The 17,999-nt window shown below is 41.4% G+C and carries 19 protein-coding genes; 16 read left to right on the top strand and 3 right to left on the bottom strand.

Annotated features, from left to right (window positions below; all coding sequences use genetic code 11):
• Window positions 1-9 precede the first annotated feature (9 nt).
• The 7 genes from AB1F57_RS08450 to AB1F57_RS08420 all read left to right on the top strand — a co-directional run bounded on the left by AB1F57_RS08450 (window position 10) and on the right by AB1F57_RS08420 (window position 8,277).
• Window positions 10-903 carry an ROK family protein gene (locus tag AB1F57_RS08450; RefSeq protein ID WP_367985616.1) on the top strand — a complete coding sequence of 298 codons (894 nt, stop codon included), beginning with the start codon at window positions 10-12 and terminating at the stop codon, window positions 901-903.
• A gap of 122 nt (window positions 904-1,025) precedes the next feature.
• Window positions 1,026-3,953: a glycoside hydrolase family 98 domain-containing protein gene (locus tag AB1F57_RS08445; RefSeq protein ID WP_167785446.1), complete on the top strand. Its 2,928-nt coding sequence runs from the start codon at window positions 1,026-1,028 to the stop codon at window positions 3,951-3,953.
• Window positions 3,954-4,216: 263 nt separating this feature from the next.
• Window positions 4,217-4,444 (top strand): helix-turn-helix domain-containing protein, encoded by a 228-nt coding sequence (locus tag AB1F57_RS08440; protein WP_023370317.1) that lies wholly within the window; start codon window positions 4,217-4,219, stop codon window positions 4,442-4,444.
• Window positions 4,445-4,730: 286 nt separating this feature from the next.
• Window positions 4,731-4,970 carry a hypothetical protein gene (locus AB1F57_RS08435; RefSeq protein WP_004195677.1) on the top strand — a complete coding sequence of 80 codons (240 nt, stop codon included), beginning with the start codon at window positions 4,731-4,733 and terminating at the stop codon, window positions 4,968-4,970.
• A gap of 89 nt (window positions 4,971-5,059) precedes the next feature.
• Window positions 5,060-6,580, top strand: coding sequence for a tyrosine-type recombinase/integrase (locus AB1F57_RS08430; RefSeq protein WP_167785447.1), 1,521 nt, complete (start codon window positions 5,060-5,062; stop codon window positions 6,578-6,580).
• A gap of 91 nt (window positions 6,581-6,671) precedes the next feature.
• The gene (ylqF, locus tag AB1F57_RS08425) at window positions 6,672-7,523 is read left to right on the top strand and encodes a ribosome biogenesis GTPase YlqF (protein ID WP_367985615.1); all 852 of its coding nucleotides are present in this window, start codon (window positions 6,672-6,674) and stop codon (window positions 7,521-7,523) included.
• Window positions 7,510-8,277, top strand: a complete 768-nt coding sequence (locus tag AB1F57_RS08420; protein ID WP_170238797.1) for a ribonuclease HII — start codon at window positions 7,510-7,512, stop codon at window positions 8,275-8,277. The genes ylqF and AB1F57_RS08420 overlap by 14 nt, the downstream gene beginning before the upstream one ends.
• An 83-nt stretch (window positions 8,278-8,360) precedes the next feature.
• On the opposite strand, the gene AB1F57_RS08415 is transcribed toward AB1F57_RS08420, so the two are convergent.
• Window positions 8,361-9,227 carry a YitT family protein gene (locus AB1F57_RS08415; RefSeq protein WP_105137906.1) on the bottom strand — a complete coding sequence of 289 codons (867 nt, stop codon included), beginning with the start codon at window positions 9,225-9,227 and terminating at the stop codon, window positions 8,361-8,363.
• A 153-nt stretch (window positions 9,228-9,380) separates the two neighbouring features.
• On the opposite strand from AB1F57_RS08415, the gene tmk reads away from it, so the two are divergent.
• The 9 genes from tmk (at window position 9,381) to AB1F57_RS08370 (ending at window position 15,999) form a co-directional block, all read left to right on the top strand.
• Entirely contained in the window at window positions 9,381-10,025 is a 645-nt protein-coding gene (gene tmk / locus AB1F57_RS08410) for a dTMP kinase (protein ID WP_105111443.1), read from the top strand.
• Window positions 10,015-10,899: a DNA polymerase III subunit delta' gene (locus tag AB1F57_RS08405; RefSeq protein WP_367985614.1), complete on the top strand. Its 885-nt coding sequence runs from the start codon at window positions 10,015-10,017 to the stop codon at window positions 10,897-10,899. Before tmk ends, AB1F57_RS08405 begins: the two co-directional genes overlap by 11 nt.
• 15 nt (window positions 10,900-10,914) lie before the next feature.
• The gene (gene yabA, locus AB1F57_RS08400; RefSeq protein WP_105111418.1) at window positions 10,915-11,232 is read left to right on the top strand and encodes a DNA replication initiation control protein YabA; all 318 of its coding nucleotides are present in this window, start codon (window positions 10,915-10,917) and stop codon (window positions 11,230-11,232) included.
• A 1-nt stretch (window position 11,233) separates the two neighbouring features.
• Window positions 11,234-12,097 (top strand): 16S rRNA (cytidine(1402)-2'-O)-methyltransferase, encoded by an 864-nt coding sequence (gene rsmI, locus AB1F57_RS08395; protein ID WP_367985613.1) that lies wholly within the window; start codon window positions 11,234-11,236, stop codon window positions 12,095-12,097.
• A 183-nt stretch (window positions 12,098-12,280) separates the two neighbouring features.
• Window positions 12,281-13,372, top strand: a complete 1,092-nt coding sequence (serC, locus tag AB1F57_RS08390) for a 3-phosphoserine/phosphohydroxythreonine transaminase (protein WP_105122166.1) — start codon at window positions 12,281-12,283, stop codon at window positions 13,370-13,372.
• On the top strand, window positions 13,372-13,929 hold the full coding sequence (locus AB1F57_RS08385; RefSeq protein WP_105122167.1) for a GNAT family N-acetyltransferase: 558 nt from the start codon (window positions 13,372-13,374) through the stop codon (window positions 13,927-13,929). Before serC ends, AB1F57_RS08385 begins: the two co-directional genes overlap by 1 nt.
• A gap of 47 nt (window positions 13,930-13,976) precedes the next feature.
• On the top strand, window positions 13,977-15,155 hold the full coding sequence (locus AB1F57_RS08380; RefSeq protein WP_105122168.1) for a phosphoglycerate dehydrogenase: 1,179 nt from the start codon (window positions 13,977-13,979) through the stop codon (window positions 15,153-15,155).
• A complete protein-coding gene (locus tag AB1F57_RS08375; RefSeq protein ID WP_105137903.1) occupies window positions 15,155-15,649 on the top strand; it encodes a methylated-DNA--[protein]-cysteine S-methyltransferase in 495 nt (164 codons plus the stop codon). The genes AB1F57_RS08380 and AB1F57_RS08375 overlap by 1 nt, the downstream gene beginning before the upstream one ends.
• Window positions 15,646-15,999 (top strand): arsenate reductase family protein, encoded by a 354-nt coding sequence (locus AB1F57_RS08370; RefSeq protein WP_105137902.1) that lies wholly within the window; start codon window positions 15,646-15,648, stop codon window positions 15,997-15,999. The genes AB1F57_RS08375 and AB1F57_RS08370 overlap by 4 nt, the downstream gene beginning before the upstream one ends.
• A 14-nt stretch (window positions 16,000-16,013) precedes the next feature.
• Here the strand turns inward: AB1F57_RS08370 and AB1F57_RS08365 are convergent, their stop codons facing one another.
• On the bottom strand, window positions 16,014-16,913 hold the full coding sequence (locus AB1F57_RS08365) for a cation transporter (RefSeq protein WP_170238801.1): 900 nt from the start codon (window positions 16,911-16,913) through the stop codon (window positions 16,014-16,016).
• Between the two features lie 118 nt (window positions 16,914-17,031).
• Window positions 17,032-17,859, bottom strand: coding sequence for an exodeoxyribonuclease III (locus tag AB1F57_RS08360; protein ID WP_105137900.1), 828 nt, complete (start codon window positions 17,857-17,859; stop codon window positions 17,032-17,034).
• Window positions 17,860-17,999: the final 140 nt, after the last annotated feature.

The raw sequence follows: 17,999 nt of genomic DNA, 5'->3' as shown, positions 1-17,999 counted from the left end.
GAGACAACCATGAAAAAACAATACGCAGTAGGCGTAGATATTGGGGGAACAAAGGTTGCCGTTGGGCTGGTTGATAGCAATGGAACTGTAGACATGAGTTTACGTGTACCTAGTCAGGTAGATAGTGCAGAAAGCCTATTCCGATGTGTTTGTTCGGCAATTGATGACTTGCTTTCAAGCCAAGGGTTAACAATTCAGAAAATCAAAGGTATAGGTATTGGCTTACCGGGTAAGGTTGATGTAGAAAATGGAGTTGCTGTTTTTCAGAATAACATTCCTTGGAAAAACTTCCCAGTCGTCGCCAGATTTAAGGAAGTCTATGGCGACCTTCCAATTAAAATCGACAATGATGTTAAGGTAGCAGCCTATGCAGAATATCGATTGCTAGACTTAGATTCAAGTGATATGTTTGGCTACATCACCATTTCAACTGGTATAGCAGCGACCAATATTATTAATAATTCAATCCTTCGTGGTTCTGGATTTGCAGGAGAAATTGGTTTTATGCCTGTTCAAAGTTTTGGGCGAACCAGTGGGCTTGAGTTAGCTTGTTCAGGACCAGCGATTGAGCTTCAAGGTAAACAGATGTATGGCGTTGAAACCATATCTACCAAAGATGTATTTGAAAATTGGAGAGCAGGGGACAGGACAGCCAAGGCTATCATTGAGAATGCATGCACGGGTATTGCACAGGCCATTCAGAATATGGTTTGTTTCCTAGATCCCAAAGTGATTGTTCTTGGAGGTAGTGTTGCCTTACATAATCTTGATTTTGTTGAAGAATTTAAAGAGGAACTGAAACTACATTTGCATAAAGAACACGAACATATTCTGAATAATATACTTGTTTCAAAAATTGAAGGTAATAACGGAATCATTGGTTCAGCCTTCCTAGTCCAATAACATTGAAGGAGAAGGATATGAAGATAGATAGTTCCTAAAGTAGAATTAAGCAGTATACGTAGGCCGTATTATTGATTGACTAGGAAAATGAGCAAGAATTATTTTTCAATTGAGGTTTACAAATGAGATTAAAAAAAGTGCAAATTAAATTGTTTTCAATAGTTGCATTGATGTCTATTGGAATTATTCAGTCTCAAGTGAATGCGGATGAAATTTCACTCACTGAGATTGAATGGAACACTGCAACTCATGGCGATGCAACATCATCTAAAACTGTTCAGATAAACCAACCCTTTACGGCTGGAAATGACGGAAGAGATAATAAAATATCTTTAAAAATGGATGAAGGGAATATCAGAGAATTTGAAAATGGGATAGGTACAGTAGCAGCCAATCCATCGACAATCAGCTATGATATTTCTAGCTACAATGCTACATCTTTCAGCACCTACGTAGGGATTGATCGGACTGCAAGACCAACCGATCATAGGTATGCCAAAGTAGATAAAGTCGAAATTTTAGTTGACAATGAAGTTAAGTTTACAACTCTAACTGATTATCCAGATGGGATAAATTATGATACTCCAGCCATACCTTTACAGGTTGATATTCCCGCAGGAGCACAAAGATTAGAGTTAAAAAGTTATTCAGGCCAATATACTTGGGGTGATGAAGTTGTATTTGCGGTTCCCAAACTAACCATACCAGAGCATTCGGTTACTAACCCTTCAGAAACTAATGAAGATCCAAATTCATTACCTATTCGAGAAGGTTCGGTATACTTGTCTGATTTAGAATGGAGAATTGCAACACATGGAGATGCAACATCTTCTAAAATTGTTCAAAAAAACAAGCCATTCTCACTTGGAAACAACGGTAATAATCAAAAAATATCCCTAAAAATGTCAGATGATTCTATAAAAGAATTTGATAAAGGTTTAGGAACGATTGCTGGTTCGCCTTCAACAATTGAGTATAACATTGAAGGAGCAGAAGTCAGTCATTTTGCAACTTTTGTTGGACTTGATAGAAGTGCTGGTCACTCTGACAATAGATATGCCAATATTGAGAAAGTTGAGATTGAGGTTGACGGAGAGGTAATCTATTCCACTTTAGATGAATATCCAAATGGTATAAACTATAATACAAAGGCAGTTAAAATCGATATTGAAATCCCAGAAGATTCTCGTACTTTTAGATTGAAAAGTTATGCTGGGGCTCAAACTTGGGGAGATGAAGTTGTATTTGCAGGTGCGTATTTTGTTGCAAAAGGAGCATTCAAAAATCCAAATGACTTTGACCCAGCTCCTAAACGTCGTGAAATTTCAAATACAAGTCCCCTTCTAATGATGCCACTTTACGCTAATGGAAATGAATACAGCCGTGGAAATTATGCTTTCTGGGGTGGAGATACTTTAGCCGGTAAGTGGGAAAATATCGATCCCGAATTAAAACCATATACAGTTATTCAAATCCATCCTGACGACTTACCAAAGAGAGCAGGAGTTGCTCAACAATTTTATGAGCATATACTTAATGAAGCACAAAACTACATCAATCCACAAACGGGTCAAAATGAGCCAATTCCAGTAATACTAACGGTTTATACAGCAGGTAATCAACCTCACTATACTGCAGCTCATTGGATCGGTATTGACTGGATCGATAGAATGTATGAACGATACTCTAGTTTACAAGGAGTATTCTCAACTGAAAACTATTGGGTGTGGGCAGGAGATGTAGAAAGCAAAGCAGCTGAGTATTTAAAATTATCTGCAAAACATGGTGGTTACTTTATCTGGTCTGAACAAAATAACGGTGCTTCAATCGAAAAAGCTATGGGAGCACATGGAAAAACAGCCTTTAAAGAAGCGGTAGAGAAGTATTGGGAAAACTTTATTTTCATGTACAAAAATACACCAGCCCATGAAGGAAATGATGCACCAACTGCAAGTTATATGACAGGATTGTGGTTGGCGGATTATGCTTATCAATGGGGTGGTCTGATGGATACCTGGAAATGGTACGAAACTGGAAAATGGAAGTTATTTGAACAGAGCAGTATTGGTAAGAGTCAAGGGAATAGGCAGTGGTTAACTCAACCTGAGGCTATGCTCGGTGCTGAAGCTATGAACATTTATTTAAATGGTGGATCAGTTTACAATTTTGAACACCCTGCGTATACCTATGGTGTTAGAAATGAAGAATCTCCTCTATTCTCAAATGTTATAGAAACATTCTTTAAGTACATCATCAAAAATCCAGCACCATCAAAAGAGGAAGTATTAGCTAATACTAAAGTAGTCTTGAGTGGCAATTATTCATCAAAACGTGACGGACACTTCTTTGTTAATGTGAATACTGCAACGCACCAAAGTCCTTTATATACTACTGGTCGATACGGTACGTTGCCAGCGGTTCCTGCTAGTATTTCTGTTGATGTATTGCGATCAAAATTACCTGAAACAATCCAAGTATTAAGCCTTTCATCAGGTGAGATGAGTTCAGCTGCCAATAGAAGAAACTTTTTGAACGCTCTTTACCCAGAAGAATATACTGGAAATATTTTTGGTGATGAAATTGATAACAGAGTCTTTATCTATAACTATGAATATAATAGAGACAACGATCAAACAGGTTCATTCGAACTAAATGGGAAAGAGTTTGATGTCACATTGAAGTCACACTCATTCACTATTGTCGAGGAAACAGATTCTGGTTTGCATATTCTCCTCAATAACTATCGGATAAACAAAGATAGTCTATGGGAAGGTGCAACAGATGCAACTTCTGCTAGGGCGTTACCACAGTTGTCAAAACCAGATGCAATTGATTGGGTTTACAACAATTATATTCACAACACTGCTAACTCTGAACAACGCCAAACAGTTTATGTGTTGAAAAATGTTAAAGTAAAACCCACCATTGAGATTCTAAAGTCAACGGATTCAGATATTCAAACACCACAAATAGAATTTGATGAAGAGACTAAGACAGCAAGAATCACAGTTGTAAATAATGGTTTTGCTGAATTCTTAATACGATATTAAACAATTCATATTGAGTAATAGTTCGATAATTTTTGAAAATTCATAGGTAAAGTATGTGGAGGCGGTATTTAGCTACCGCCTTTACTCGTTATCGAAAAAATTTAAAGGTACACAATTTCCGTATGTGAAATGGAGTAGAAATTAATTTTTAATTCCAAGTAGTCACGTAGATGTAATACTCCTTAATGAACATATACCAGTTTGGTATATTATTGAAAAGTCCTGAATATTCACCGATATACTTGTTATAGGAGTGAACAGACGTGAGGTACAGACGCATAAAAGATTTAAGAGAAGATGCAGATTTTACTCAAGAATTTGTAGCAAATTATTTATTTTGTAGTCAGGCCTCATATTCGAGAATCGAATCTGGAAAACGTGGTCTGTCAATCGAAGATTTAATTCGTCTCTCTAATCTATATTGTGTCAGTACAGATTATCTCTTAGGATTATCAGATTATCCTAAGAGGATAAAGAAAAATATCAAATAGTCCCTCCTGGTCCTTTGAAAATTGAATAGACCGAGGTGGGACTTTATTTATTTGTCGAGCAGTTGAAATAGATACGCGATGATATGAGCGAAAAAATATCTGTTTCTAAAATTGGGTTGGAATCCAATTTGCCATGACACAAATAATGTTAATGATACTTCTGAACGTTCAGGCTCTAGTCGAAAAATGGAGCAGGTGAGATTCCTATGTTGATGTCCAAATCAACCCACCAATGTCGTGAAACTTGTCTCAATTTTTTTGCTACTTATCTTTTGAGGAGGAAATAATGACAAAAGTAGTAAAAATAAAGTACATACCAGTTGAAAACAGTATTGCAGAGTGGGCTACCAAAAAAAGTCTGATGAAAAGGTGGGATGGACTAAATATACACACACTAAATCGATGGCTTTCTGAAATGAGAGAGAATAAAAAATTTAAGCACTATGTCATAAATCCTACTCATAAACTGGTATTTATCAATTTAGATGGATTTGAAGAGTTCCTTACTTGGAAAGAGAAAAATTAGCCGATAATTTTCAGAAGATGTGATAAAATAGAGTGGGTTAATTCTATTGGCTATCATATTTTCTCTTTTAAAAAGAAAGAGAGTTCAAAATGTTTTATAAAAGAAGGGAATCAAAAACAGGAAAAATTAGATTTGAAGTTGGTGATTCTTACAAGGATCCTCTAACTGGGAAATGGAAAACAGCATCTGTGTCTTACTATAAGGATACTAGTTCTGCACGAAAAAAAGCTGAATTTGAATTACAGGAAAAAATTGAAAATTTACTCAATGTTACTCAATCAAAAATTAATGTCGAGACAATTCTCACATTTAAAGATTTGAGAGAAGCTTGGTTTGAGTCGTGGTGTGTCTCAGTCAAAAAGCAAACAGCAGATAGAGAAAAATTGGTACTGAAAAGATTGGGTGAAATTATAGGTGACGATTATCTTCTAACCTCAATAAAACCGTTACTTTTGGAAAAAATTTTGAAAGACTATATTCGAATTTATGATTGCTCAGCTTCAACGTTTTCACATATTCGAAGTAGCTTGAATAAAATTCTAAATTACGGTGTTTTACATCAGATTTACCAATATAATCCACTTTTAGCAGTTAAAATAAACGTATCCAAAAGTAAAAAACGTAAAGCTAAATTGAGAAAGAAAATGCAATTCTTAGAAGTTCATGAATTATTGGTCTTCTTTGAAGAGCTTAGCAAGAGGAGGAATCCTAACTACTACGATTTAGCAATTTTTCTTTTATTTACTGGTATTCGAATTGGGGAAGCAGGAGCTGTTGTAGAATCATCTGTGGATTTAGAAAAAGCTATATTAGATGTCTCCCGTTCATTGCAGTCACATGACTTAAAGGTAGATGACTTTTATTACGATGAGACAAAAACAGATGAATCTGAAAGATATGTTCGTCTTCCGCAAATAGCAGTTGATGCTTATTTACGGGCTCTGCAAAGAAGTAATGAGTTTGATAAGTATATGTTTAAAAATCCAAAAAAATCGTTCAGGAAATCATCGTCTGTATTTAGGACAGAATATGGCTCTCCTATAACTTCACATTCTTTTAGAGAAATCATATCGAGAATTGAAACAGATTTGAAAAAGAATTGTATGGAGCGATATGGATTTGAGTGGAAAAAACATGTAACGCCACATTCCTTTAGACATATGCATATTACATATCTTCAAAGAGGGGATGCACCCGTTCCTCTCAAGGAAATCATGGAACGTGTGGGACATGTGAATCCTGAAACAACTATGGGCTATACCCATAGTACAATAGAGTCTCAAAATCAATCTATTCTTGTAATGGAAAAATTTGCATTGGATAACAACTTCAATTTTAAAGATTTAAAAATATGGAAATGTAAATACTCGCAATCAGTATTTGAGTTAATCGAAGAGAATATCGAACAAAAAAGTTTGGAATGTTCTTTGAGTACATTTAGAACGCTAATAGGAATAAATGAAAGTTATGCACCTAGACACATAACAGCCAATATATTGCCAAGAGTAAAAGAAGATATTTCAAAATATATTGACCATTTTGAAATCATTACTATCAGGAAACAAGATACAAGTCAAAAAGTTGATGGATATAAATTTGTTTGGGGATAGTTTAATTTAAATTTTTGGTTTATTTTTGGTTTTTTGTGCATTTTTAAAAACCAAGGGTCTTAAACCCTTGCTACGAAAGGATTTACACTACATGGCAATTATTCAATGGTTCCCGGGGCACATGTCCAAGGCGCGCCGTCAGGTTCAGGAAAATATTAAGCACGTGGACTTCGTGACCATTTTGGTCGATGCGCGCTTGCCGCTATCCAGTCAGAACCCCATGCTGACTAAAATTGTCGGCGACAAACCCAAACTCATGATTTTAAATAAGGTTGATTTGGCGGATCCTGCCCGTACTAAAGAATGGCAGAGCTACTATGAAAGTCAAGGGGTGAAAACCTTGGCCATCAATTCAAAAGAGCAGTCCACAGTCAAAAAAGTGACCGACGCAGCAAAAAGCCTAATGAAGGATAAGCTAGAGCGTCTCCGCGAACGTGGTATTCAAAACGAAACCCTACGGACCATGATTATCGGTATTCCAAATGCAGGCAAGTCAACGCTCATGAACCGTCTGGCAGGCAAGAAAATCGCTGTCGTAGGAAACAAGCCCGGCGTCACCAAGGGACAGCAGTGGCTCAAGTCTAATAAGGATTTGGAAATTCTCGATACGCCAGGTATTCTCTGGCCGAAATTTGAGGACCAAGAAGTCGGGCTCAAGTTGGCATTGACTGGGGCTATAAAAGACCAGCTCTTGCCCATGGACGAAGTGACGATTTTCGGATTAGATTACTTCAAAGCCAATTATCCTGACCGCCTGCAGGAGCGTTTCAAGGGCATGGATTTGGAGCAGGAAACGACTGACCTCATCATAGACTGGACCCGCAAACTTGGTTTCCGCGACGACTATGACCGCTTCTACAATCTCTTTGTTAAGGAAGTGCGTGATGGCAAGTTGGGCGTCTACACATTGGACAAGGTGAGTGATTTCGATGGCAACGATTAAAGACATCAAGGCGCAGTTGGCCCAATTAACCGATTTGACGGATCCTCGCTGGGCAGAATTTGAGGCGGATGAGCGAGCGGGTGTCCAGACTGCTATCAAGCAGCGTCGCTCTGTCATTCTTAAAGAAATCCAAGAAGATGAACGCTTGGAGACCATGCTGGCCTACGAGAAGGCTCTGTATGAGATTGGGCTTGAATTTGTGGCTGGGATTGACGAGGTCGGGCGTGGCCCTCTAGCAGGTCCCGTGGTGGCAGCAGCTGTTATCTTGCCCAAGGGCTGCAAAATTCGTCACCTCAACGATTCCAAGAAAATCCCCAAAGCCAAGCACCAGTCCATATATGTGGAGGTTATGGAGCGGGCAGTAGCTATGGGAATTGGTGTGATGGATAATTACATCATCGACCAAGTCAACATCTACGAGGCGACTAAATTAGCCATGTTGGAGGCCTTGGGAAAGCTGGACCAGCAACCGCAGCACCTTTTGATTGACGCCATGACATTAGACACTCCCATCCCGCAGACTTCCATCATCAAGGGTGATGCCAACAGTTTGTCCATCGCAGCAGCTTCTATTGTTGCCAAGGTGACGCGGGACCAGATGATGGCAGACTACGACCGTCAATTTCCGGGTTATGGCTTTGCCAAAAATGCTGGTTATGGTACTGCAGAGCATTTACAAGGCCTAGCAAAACACGGTGTGACACCCATTCACCGTCAGACATTTGAGCCTATCAAGTCTATGATATTGAAGTAGAATAGCTTGGAAAACAAGATGAAAAAGTCCTTACTAGTTTCAACAAGGACTTTTTATATGGACCGAGTATGGGAGGCCAGGGTTCAATGTTTTTCAAGCGGTTGTTTATTTTTGTCCAGTGTAAAACCTTCCCCTAAGACCTCGTGGGCGTCGGTAATGGTGATGAAGGCATGAGGATCGATGCGGTGAATCAGTTCCTTGGTTTCCTGGAGTTGGCTCTTATAAATGACCGAATAAACCATATTTACTGGCGTTTTACTGTAAAATCCTTCGGCCTTGATAAAGGTAACACCGCGCTCTATCTCCGCATCAATAGCAGTAGCAATTTCCTGCGATTTCTGGGAAATAATCATCAGGCCCTTGCTGCCATAGCCACCATCTGAAATGAAATCAATGACACGAGTAGCAATGGCCACCATCATCAGGGTATAGAGGACCAGTCTCAAGTCTTTAAAAACAAGGACGATAAAGGTCAGGATGATGATATCGACAGCTAAAATGATTTGACCGATTGAATAGGGCAGATACTTATGACCTATACGGGCGATAATATCACTACCGCCAGTAGTTCCTCCAGCTTTAAAAATCAAACCCAGTCCAATTCCCATCAAAATTCCGCTAAAGGTGCTGACCAAAAATAAGTCATGTTCCAGATTGATAGCCAAGGGGAATTTTTCAAAAATTGCCAGCCAAAGCGTAACGCTAAAGGTTCCCAGAATACTTAAATAAAGAACTTTTTTGCCTAGCAATTTCCAGCCGATGACGAATAGTGGAATATTAACGAGAATGTTCATCAACCAGGGCTGGATGTTGAACAAGTAGTAGAGAATGAGCGTCAGTCCAGTCACACCGCCTTCAAATAGGTGATTGGGCATGACCAGATAGTTCAAAGAAAAGGCAAACAAGGCACTGCCAATAATGATGGCCAAAATATTTCGAATACGTAGCATAGTCTCTCCTTAGGCACGACAAGATTTTTAGCTATGTGAGTTTATATATACTAATATTGTACGTCATTTATTATTGAAATACAAGTCAATTTGTAAGTGCTTTTTCTGCTGAAATTTGTTACAATAATGAGAACAATGCAAAAGGTGGTAATCATGGAAAAAGGTCATTTTATTACATTTGAGGGACCAGATGGGGCTGGAAAGACAACGGTCTTGCAAGAGCTCTTGCCTAAATTACAGGTACTTGGTCTGGAAGTGATTACTACTAGAGAACCGGGTGGAGTTGCCATCGCAGAAGACATCCGGAAAATCATTCTTGATCCGGCCAATACAGCCATGGATCATAAAACGGAACTCCTGCTGTTCATTGCTGCTAGGAGACAGCATTTGATTGAGAAAGTCTTGCCACCACTCCAAGAAGGGAAGATGGTCATTATTGACCGCTTTATTGACTCTTCAGTGGCCTATCAGGGACATGGTCGTGGTCTAGATATAGCCGATATTGACTGGCTCAATCACTATGCGACGGATGGGGTCAAGCCCGATTTGACCCTCTATTTCGACATAGATGCCGAAGAAGGGCTGGCAAGAATCGCCCGCAATGCAGAACGCGATGTGGACCGGTTGGATATGGAAAAAGCGGACATGCACAGACGGGTCCGACAAGGCTATTTGGCCATTTTAGAAAAAGAACCAGAGCGGTTTGTCAAAATTGATGCCAGCCAGCCCCTAGAGGCTGTTGTCCAGGACGCGCTCGGTATCATCCAAGAGCGACTATTGAAAGCAAATGAATTATAAGAATTTAAGCAACTTGCAGCCGAAACTGATTGAAGATTTCGTTCATATTTTACAAGGTAGCCATCTGGCACACGCCTATCTGTTTTCTGGTGATTTTGGGAATTTTGAAATGGCCCTGTTTTTAGCCAAGGCTATTTTCTGTACGGAAAAGACAGACTCCCTTCCCTGCGAAATGTGTCGGACCTGCCGTTTGATTGAGAGCCAGGAATTTTCGGACGTGACCATATTATCACCCCAGGGCAATACCATAAAGACGGATGCGGTCCGCGAAATCGTAAAGAATTTTTCTCAATCTGGTTTTGAATCATCGAAACAGGTCTTTATTATCAAGGATGCGGAGAAGATGCACGTCAATGCAGCCAATTCGCTCTTGAAGGTCATAGAAGAACCCCAGTCAGAAATCTACATTTTTCTGTTGACCAATCAATTGGAAGCAGTGTTGCCAACCATCAAAAGTCGGACACAGATTGTCCAATTTCCCAAGAATCTGGCGCTTTTGGAACGCAGCTTAGAAGAATCTGGTTTGCTAAAGACCCAGGCTAGTTTATTGGCTCGGCTGGTTTCCAGTCAAGATGAAGCTCAAAAGTTAGCTAAAAACAAGTCCTTTTTGGAGGCTTTGGTCCAGGCGAGAAAGTTCATTGACCTCCTGCAGGAGCAGCCCAATCTGGCTTATTTACAGGCGGGAACCCTGGTGGGGCTTGTGCCTGAAAAAGTGGAGCAGGGTCAATTGCTGGATTTACTGACTATCCTTTTGGCGGAGAATCTGGACAAAGCGGATGCGCGTGATAGGCTGGATACATTGCTGACGGTGAAGAAAATGTGGCAGTCTAATGTTAGTCTGCAAAATTGCCTAGAATACCTCACTCTTAGTTAGAATAGAAAGTATAAGATGGATAAAAAAGATATTTTTCATGCCTTGGATGGGTTCTCGCAGAATTTATTTGAGACTCTTGCTGAGGTAGAATCAATTAAGAAAAATCTCCAGGCTGTGATTGATGAAAATACAGCTTTGCGATTGGAAAATGCCAAGATTCGTGAACGTTTGAAGAAAGAGATTGCTACTGAAAATAGGGCGACGCATTCAAGTCTAGGCAATCTGGAGGCTATTTATTTGGATGGTTTCCATATTTGCAATGACTTCTACGGTCAACGTCGGGACAATGATGAACCATGTATGTTCTGTGATGTCATATTGAATCGAGAGTAAGATGAAACTACAAAAATCATTTAAGGGACAAACAGCTTACGGCAGTCTTTACCTGGTACCGACACCGATTGGTAACCTGCAAGATATGACCTTGCGGGCTATTGACACGCTGAAAAATGTTGATCTGATTGCAGCTGAGGACACGCGCAATACAGGACTTCTCCTAAAGCAGTTCGAAATTGAAACCAAGCAGACCTCCTTTCACGAGTATAATGCCCATGAAAAAATTCCTGGGCTGATAAACTTGCTTAAATCAGGTCGATCCTTGGCCCAGGTTTCGGATGCAGGCCTACCGTCTATTTCAGACCCGGGTCATGATTTGGTTAAGGCTGCCATTGCGGAGGATATTCCAGTCATTGCCCTGCCTGGTGCCTCGGCTGGGATCACAGCTTTAATTGGATCAGGAATAGCTCCACAGCCTCATATTTTTTATGGCTTCTTACCGCGAAAATCAGGTCAGCAAAAGGAATTTTTCCAGCAAAAGCTACAGTATCCAGAAACACAGATTTTCTACGAATCTCCCTATCGTGTGGCTGATACCTTGGAAAATATGCTCGCTGTCTACGGAGATCGTCAGGTGACGGTCGTTCGTGAATTGACCAAGCTTTACGAAGAATACCAACGTGGGACCATTTCAGAATTATTGGATTTTCTAGCAGATAATCCCCTCAAAGGCGAATGCTTGATTATTGTAGCTGGAGCTAGCGATGAGGAAATTCCTTCCGTAGACCAGGTCGATTTGGTAGCGGAAGTCGAGGCAGAAATCGCAGTAGGTCGCAAACCAAATCAAGCTATTAAAGACGTTGCCAAACGCTATCAACTAAAAAAACAAGAAGTATATGACCTCTATCATGGACTGGCTTAGGCTGGTCTTTTTATAATATAATTTTAGAAAAATGTATAAAAACAAGTTTGTTTCAGAATAATATATGAAATTTTTCGAAAAATTTGCTGATAAACCGAATATTTAGTCACTAAAAATGGAAAATAATGGTGAAATTTCATTTTCATGTGGTATAATAGGCTCATCTTAATTTGGAGGGTTTTTATGACAATCTACAACTTTTCTGCAGGTCCTGCAGTCTTGCCAAAACCAGTGCTGGAAAAGGCACAAGCTGAATTTTTGGATTACAATGGTTCGGGAATGAGTGTGTTGGAGATGTCCCATCGCTCCAAGGATTTCGACGATATTATTAAAGGTGCTGAGGCGACCCTGCGCGAGCTGATGGCTATTCCAGATAACTATAAGGTTATTTTCTTGCAGGGTGGTGCATCCCTCGAATTTACCATGATTCCGCTCAATTTTGCCAAGGGCAAGAAAGCCTACTATTTGGCTGGTGGTTCATGGGGAAAAAAAGCCTATACTGAGGCTGTCAAGCTGTCTAAAACTATTGACTTTGAGCCAATTTTGCTGGGTTCTTCTGAGGAAATTACCTATGCAGAATTGCCTACATTTGACAAAAATGACATCGACCCAAATGCAGCCTATGTGCATTTGACTACCAACAATACAATTGAAGGAACAGCAGTTTATGATATTCCAGATACCAACGGTGTGCCTGTGATTGGTGACATGTCGTCAAACATCTTGGCGGCTCGCTATAATGTGGAAGATTTTGCCATGATTTATGCAGGTGCTCAGAAAAATATAGGCCCTGCAGGAGTGACAGTGGTTATCGTCCGTGAAGATTTCCTCAACGACGAGCCAGTACTTTCAAGCATGCTGGACTACCGTATCCAAGCAGACAATGAGTCACTTTACAATACACCGCCAGCTTACTCTATCTACATTTCAAAACTTGTCTTTGAATGGGTCAAAGAAATCGGTGGCGTTGATGAAATGGAAAAAATCAACCGCGAAAAAGCTGATCTGCTCTACGATTACATTGACCAGTCTGCTTTCTACACCAACCCTGTTCGCATCAAGGAACAGCGCTCAGTAGCCAACATTCCATTTGTATCACCAAGCGAAGAATTGGATGCTAAGTTTGTCAAAGAAGCAACGGCAGCTGGCTTTAAGAACATCAAGGGTCACCGTTCCGTTGGCGGCATGCGTGCTTCCTTGTATAATGCCTTCCCACGTCAAGGCGTTGTAGACTTGATTGACTTCATGAAGAAATTTGCTGCGGAGAATGCCTAATGGAAATCCGTCTGGCACATCCCAATGAAGTCGGGGCCATCGAAGCAATCTTTCAAGAGGCACGAGCTTACTTAGCGGCCTCTGGCATTGACCAATGGCAGGGAGAGTATCCAAGCGCGAGTGAGGCGATCGAGGACATCTTGTCTGGTAAGGGTTATGTGGGCTTGGTAGATGGCAAGATTGTGGCTTATGCGGCGGTTCATCGTGGTCAGGAAGAGGCCTATGAGGCGATCTATGACGGCAAATGGCAGCACAATAATCCAGTCTATACGACCTTTCATCGTGTGGCAGTGTCAGCCAGTGTTCGTGGTCAAAAGTTTGGTCAGACCTTCTTGCAGGGCTTGATTGAAGGCCAGAAGGGACCAGATTTCCGTTGTGATACCCACGAGCAAAATAAGGCTATGCAACATATCTTGCTGAAGTTGGGCTATGTCTATTGTGGCAAGGTTCCCATTGACGGGGAACGCCTGGCCTATCAAAAAATCAAACACAAGAGCGAACGCAGTCTATATCAAGAGGTGAATGAAGATGACCGTTGGCTCCTAAACTCAAATTAAAAAATGAAAGTAGGGCGGAAGCTAATCCGCCTTTTTGGTAAAAAACCATGGTATTTAGCGTTAGAACTTTTAATAATATCAACCAGGTTGGTCTCAAGGAATTGGGCAATCGTTTCCAGATAGATGGGGATCAGGCAGGCAATCCTGATGCCTTTATCATCCGTTCTGAAAACCTGCATGGCTTTGATTTTCCAGAAAATCTCAAGGCTATTGCCCGCGCTGGTGCTGGTACAAACAATATTCCAATTGATGTGGCAACTGAAAAAGGGATTGTGGTCTTCAATACCCCAGGCGCCAATGCCAATGCGGTAAAAGAAGCGGTTATCGCCTCTATTCTCCTGTCTGCTCGTGATTATATCGGTGCGACTGCCTGGACCAATGCCCTGTCTGGCGACGATGTGCCAAAGCAGGTCGAGGCAGGTAAAAAGCAATTTGCTGGGACAGAGATTTCTGGCAAGACAATCGGTGTCATCGGTCTGGGTGCTATCGGTGCTCGTATTGCAAATGATGCTCGTCGTCTAGGTATGAATGTCCTTGGTTACGACCCGTATGTGTCTGTTGAGACAGCCTGGACCATTTCTAGTCACGTCAAGCGCGTGGATGATTTGAAGGAAATCTTTACCCAGTCTGACTACATCACCGTTCATGTGCCATTGACTGATAAGACTCGTGAGCTCTTCAATGCAGACAGCTTTGCTCTCATGAAAAAAGGGGTTACCTTGGTCAATTTTGCCCGTGGTGAATTGGTCAACAACGCTGATTTGTTTGAGGCGATTGATGCAGGTGTTGTTAAAAACTATGTGACGGACTTTGGTACGGAAGAGGTCCTCAACAAACCGCACATTACAGTCTTTCCGCACGTTGGTGGATCGACCGAGGAGGCGGAGCTCAACTGTGCCATTGCGGCTGGTCAGACCATTCGTCAATTTATGGAGACGGGTGAGATTATCAACTCTGTCAACTTCCCGAATGTTAAGCAATTCCTCGATGCACCGTATCGCATTACCTTGATCAACAAAAATGTGCCAAATATCGTGGCGACGATCACGACAGCTGTGTCTGAGCTAGGGATTAACATTGACAATATCATCAACCGTTCTAAGGGTGACTATGCCTATACCTTGCTGGATTTAGACGAGTCAGATAAGTCTAAAATTGACAGCCTGGTGGCTAAGTTTGAAGACCTGGATGCTATTATCAAGGTTCGTGTCATTAAACATAAATAATGCTATACAAACAAATCTACACTAGTCCCCTTGGCCCCATTTCTTTGGTTGCGAGTGACCAGGGCTTGGTAGGGGCTTGGTTTCATGGTCAGAAATATTTTGAGAGGGGAGTAGCAGAGGAAATTTCTCTCACTCCTCATCCTCATTTGGACCTGTCAGCACGTTTATTGGCAGAGTATTTTGCTGGAAAATTCCCTGGCTTTAGCCAATTACCACTGGATTTACGAGGGACGGATTTTCAAATGAAGGTCTGGAGAATTTTACAAGAAATTCCTGTAGGTCAGACGACAAGCTACGGTCAGATTGCCAAGGCCTTGGACATCCAATCAGGTCAGGCAATCGGTGGAGCAGTGGGAAGAAATCCCTTGTCTATCATTATTCCCTGTCACCGTGTTCTATCAAGTGACATGAAGTTGACTGGCTATGCTGGGGGCTTGGATAGAAAAATTTGGCTCCTGCAACATGAAAATCCGTATTTTGAGGTGAGGAAATGATTTTATTTTACGAATATCCAAAATGTTCAACCTGTCGGGCAGCTAAGGCTGAGCTCAAAAAACTGGGTCTTGAATTTGAAGCTATCGACATCAAGGCAACACCGCCCAAGGCTGCTCAATTGAAAGAGTGGATGGATGCGACTGGATTGGAGTTGAAAAAGTATTTCAATACATCGGGCAACAGCTATCGCGAATTGGGTTTGAAAGACAAGTTTGCAGACTTGACGGTTGATGAGGCCTTGGATTTGTTGGCCAATGATGGTATGTTGATTAAGCGCCCCTTGCTCATTCAGGATGGGAAAATTCTTCAGATTGGTTACAAGACACCATACGAAAATCTCGGTTTCTAGGCCGAGATTTTTTCTTATAAAGCATATTCAACTGAGATGTACTCATGCTGTTTTTGCAGGAGATAGAGCATCTGTGGTTTTTCAGCCAGCAATTGTTGCACTAACTGGTGTTCCACATCGTGCAGATTGATTTTTACCCGGACGTTCATACCTTGTTTGAAGATGTGAATATCTATATCTTGAGCATCTTCGTCAAGATAAGAACCAAGAATTTGATAGATGGATTCATGGATTTCAGGCACATGGGTTGTTCCGTTGGCCAGTTCCTTGAAGGCAGTTAGGAGACCATTCCAAGGCTCCTTAAAGGAAATCAAGGCCAAGGCCACAGTCAGGAAAAAGTCACCGGTGTAGTGGAGAAATCCAAGCGGTCCATTGATTGGGACAAAGAATAGCAGTAGGATTGCCAAGCCAATGGCCCCTGAGATGAGCCCGTCGACCAAATTTCCTTTTGCCTCTGCCAAAATGATCGTTGACATGTGGTTGAGTTTGGCGCTCATGTGGAGATTGTAGAGATAAAGGGCAATACAGACGAAAAACATCGTAACTGAATAAGGGATAACAGGCCCTGTTGTCATCTGATTTCCAATGCCATTGACAAAATAGGCAAAGGCTGTTGCACTGGTTTCGAGGACAGCAAACAATAGCAAGAGCAGGGTCGCCAGTGATTTCATAATGGCGTAGAGAGGTTCTAAAAAGTAAAGCCCCTGCGGAAAGGTTGCTGTTTTCTTGTGGCTATTTTTTGAAATATAGAATGCGACTAGAGATGATACGAAAGCAATCAGTGAGAATACGCCATCCAGGAGCAGGGCATTCATGCCAGTGATGATATAGACTGCCAATCCAGCGGTTCCGCTAAGTCCGTTGACGATAGCTGATACAGTGAGTGATTTTCGTTCGATTTTCTTGTTGTTCATGTTTCCTCCTTTAATGATATCTATATATTTATTATACCACAAAAAGTAATCGTTTTCAAATCAGATACATTTAAAAACCCAGCATTTGCCGGGTTTGAACTATCTAATAAATTAAAAATTAAATGCTTATTTCCATCACAATTGGTGTGTGGTCTTGGCGAGCACCTGAGTCAATCATAGCTGACTTGGTCACCTTGTCAGCGATACGGTCGCTGACCAACCAGTAGTCTATTCTCCAGCCTGTGTTGTTGATTTTGCTGGTGCGGCTACGTTGTGCCCACCAAGTATAAGCGTTGAGGACGTCACCATGCAGGTGACGGAAGGTGTCGGTGAAGCCTTTGGCAAGCAGGTTTGTAAAGCCTTCACGCTCTTCATCGGTAAATCCTGGTGACTGGCGGTTGCTGGCTGGGTTGGCCAGGTCGATTTCTTTGTGGGCAACGTTGTAGTCGCCTGTTGCTAAGACAGGTTTTTGGTTGTCAAGCTGCGCTAGGTATTCTGCATACTGGACGTCCCAGATTTGGCGGTCAGCCAATCTCTTCAAGCCATCGCCTGCATTTGGCGTATAGACCTGGGTCACGTAGAAATCATCAAATTCCAGGGTAATGATGCGCCCTTCAGAGTCCATAGTGGTTGGAGCACCGATTGCTGGGAAGCTAATGGTAGGAGTCAGGTAGTTTTTGTAGAGGAAGAGGGTACCAGCGTAGCCCTTACGAGCAGGCTCTACAGAAGAACGCCAGGTATTGGCATAGCCTGGGAAGTAGGCTTCTAGAATTTCCAAATGCTTTTTGGTCGGTCCCTTGTCAGACAGCTTGGTCTCTTGAATGGCGATGATGTCTGCATCCTCAGCGACTAAGGTGTCAATGACAGCGCGAGAGAGTAGGGCGCGTGGCGATTCCGCAGTCAGGGCCGCGTTTAGGGAGTCAATGTTCCATGAGATGAGTTTCATATTCTATCCTTTTCACTTTTTCTATCGCTCCATTATACCAAAATTCCCCTATTGATGCGACTGAGAAAAACCGAAATAAAATATTGTTTTCGCTTTCACTAGTGGGAAAATATGCTATAATATAACTAGAATTGATATGG

It is taken from the genome of Streptococcus nasisuis (assembly GCF_040836615.1).
Classification (GTDB): domain Bacteria; phylum Bacillota; class Bacilli; order Lactobacillales; family Streptococcaceae; genus Streptococcus; species Streptococcus suis_V.
Note: the sequence above shows the minus strand (reverse complement) of the source record. Positions and strands in the feature narration are given on the sequence as shown.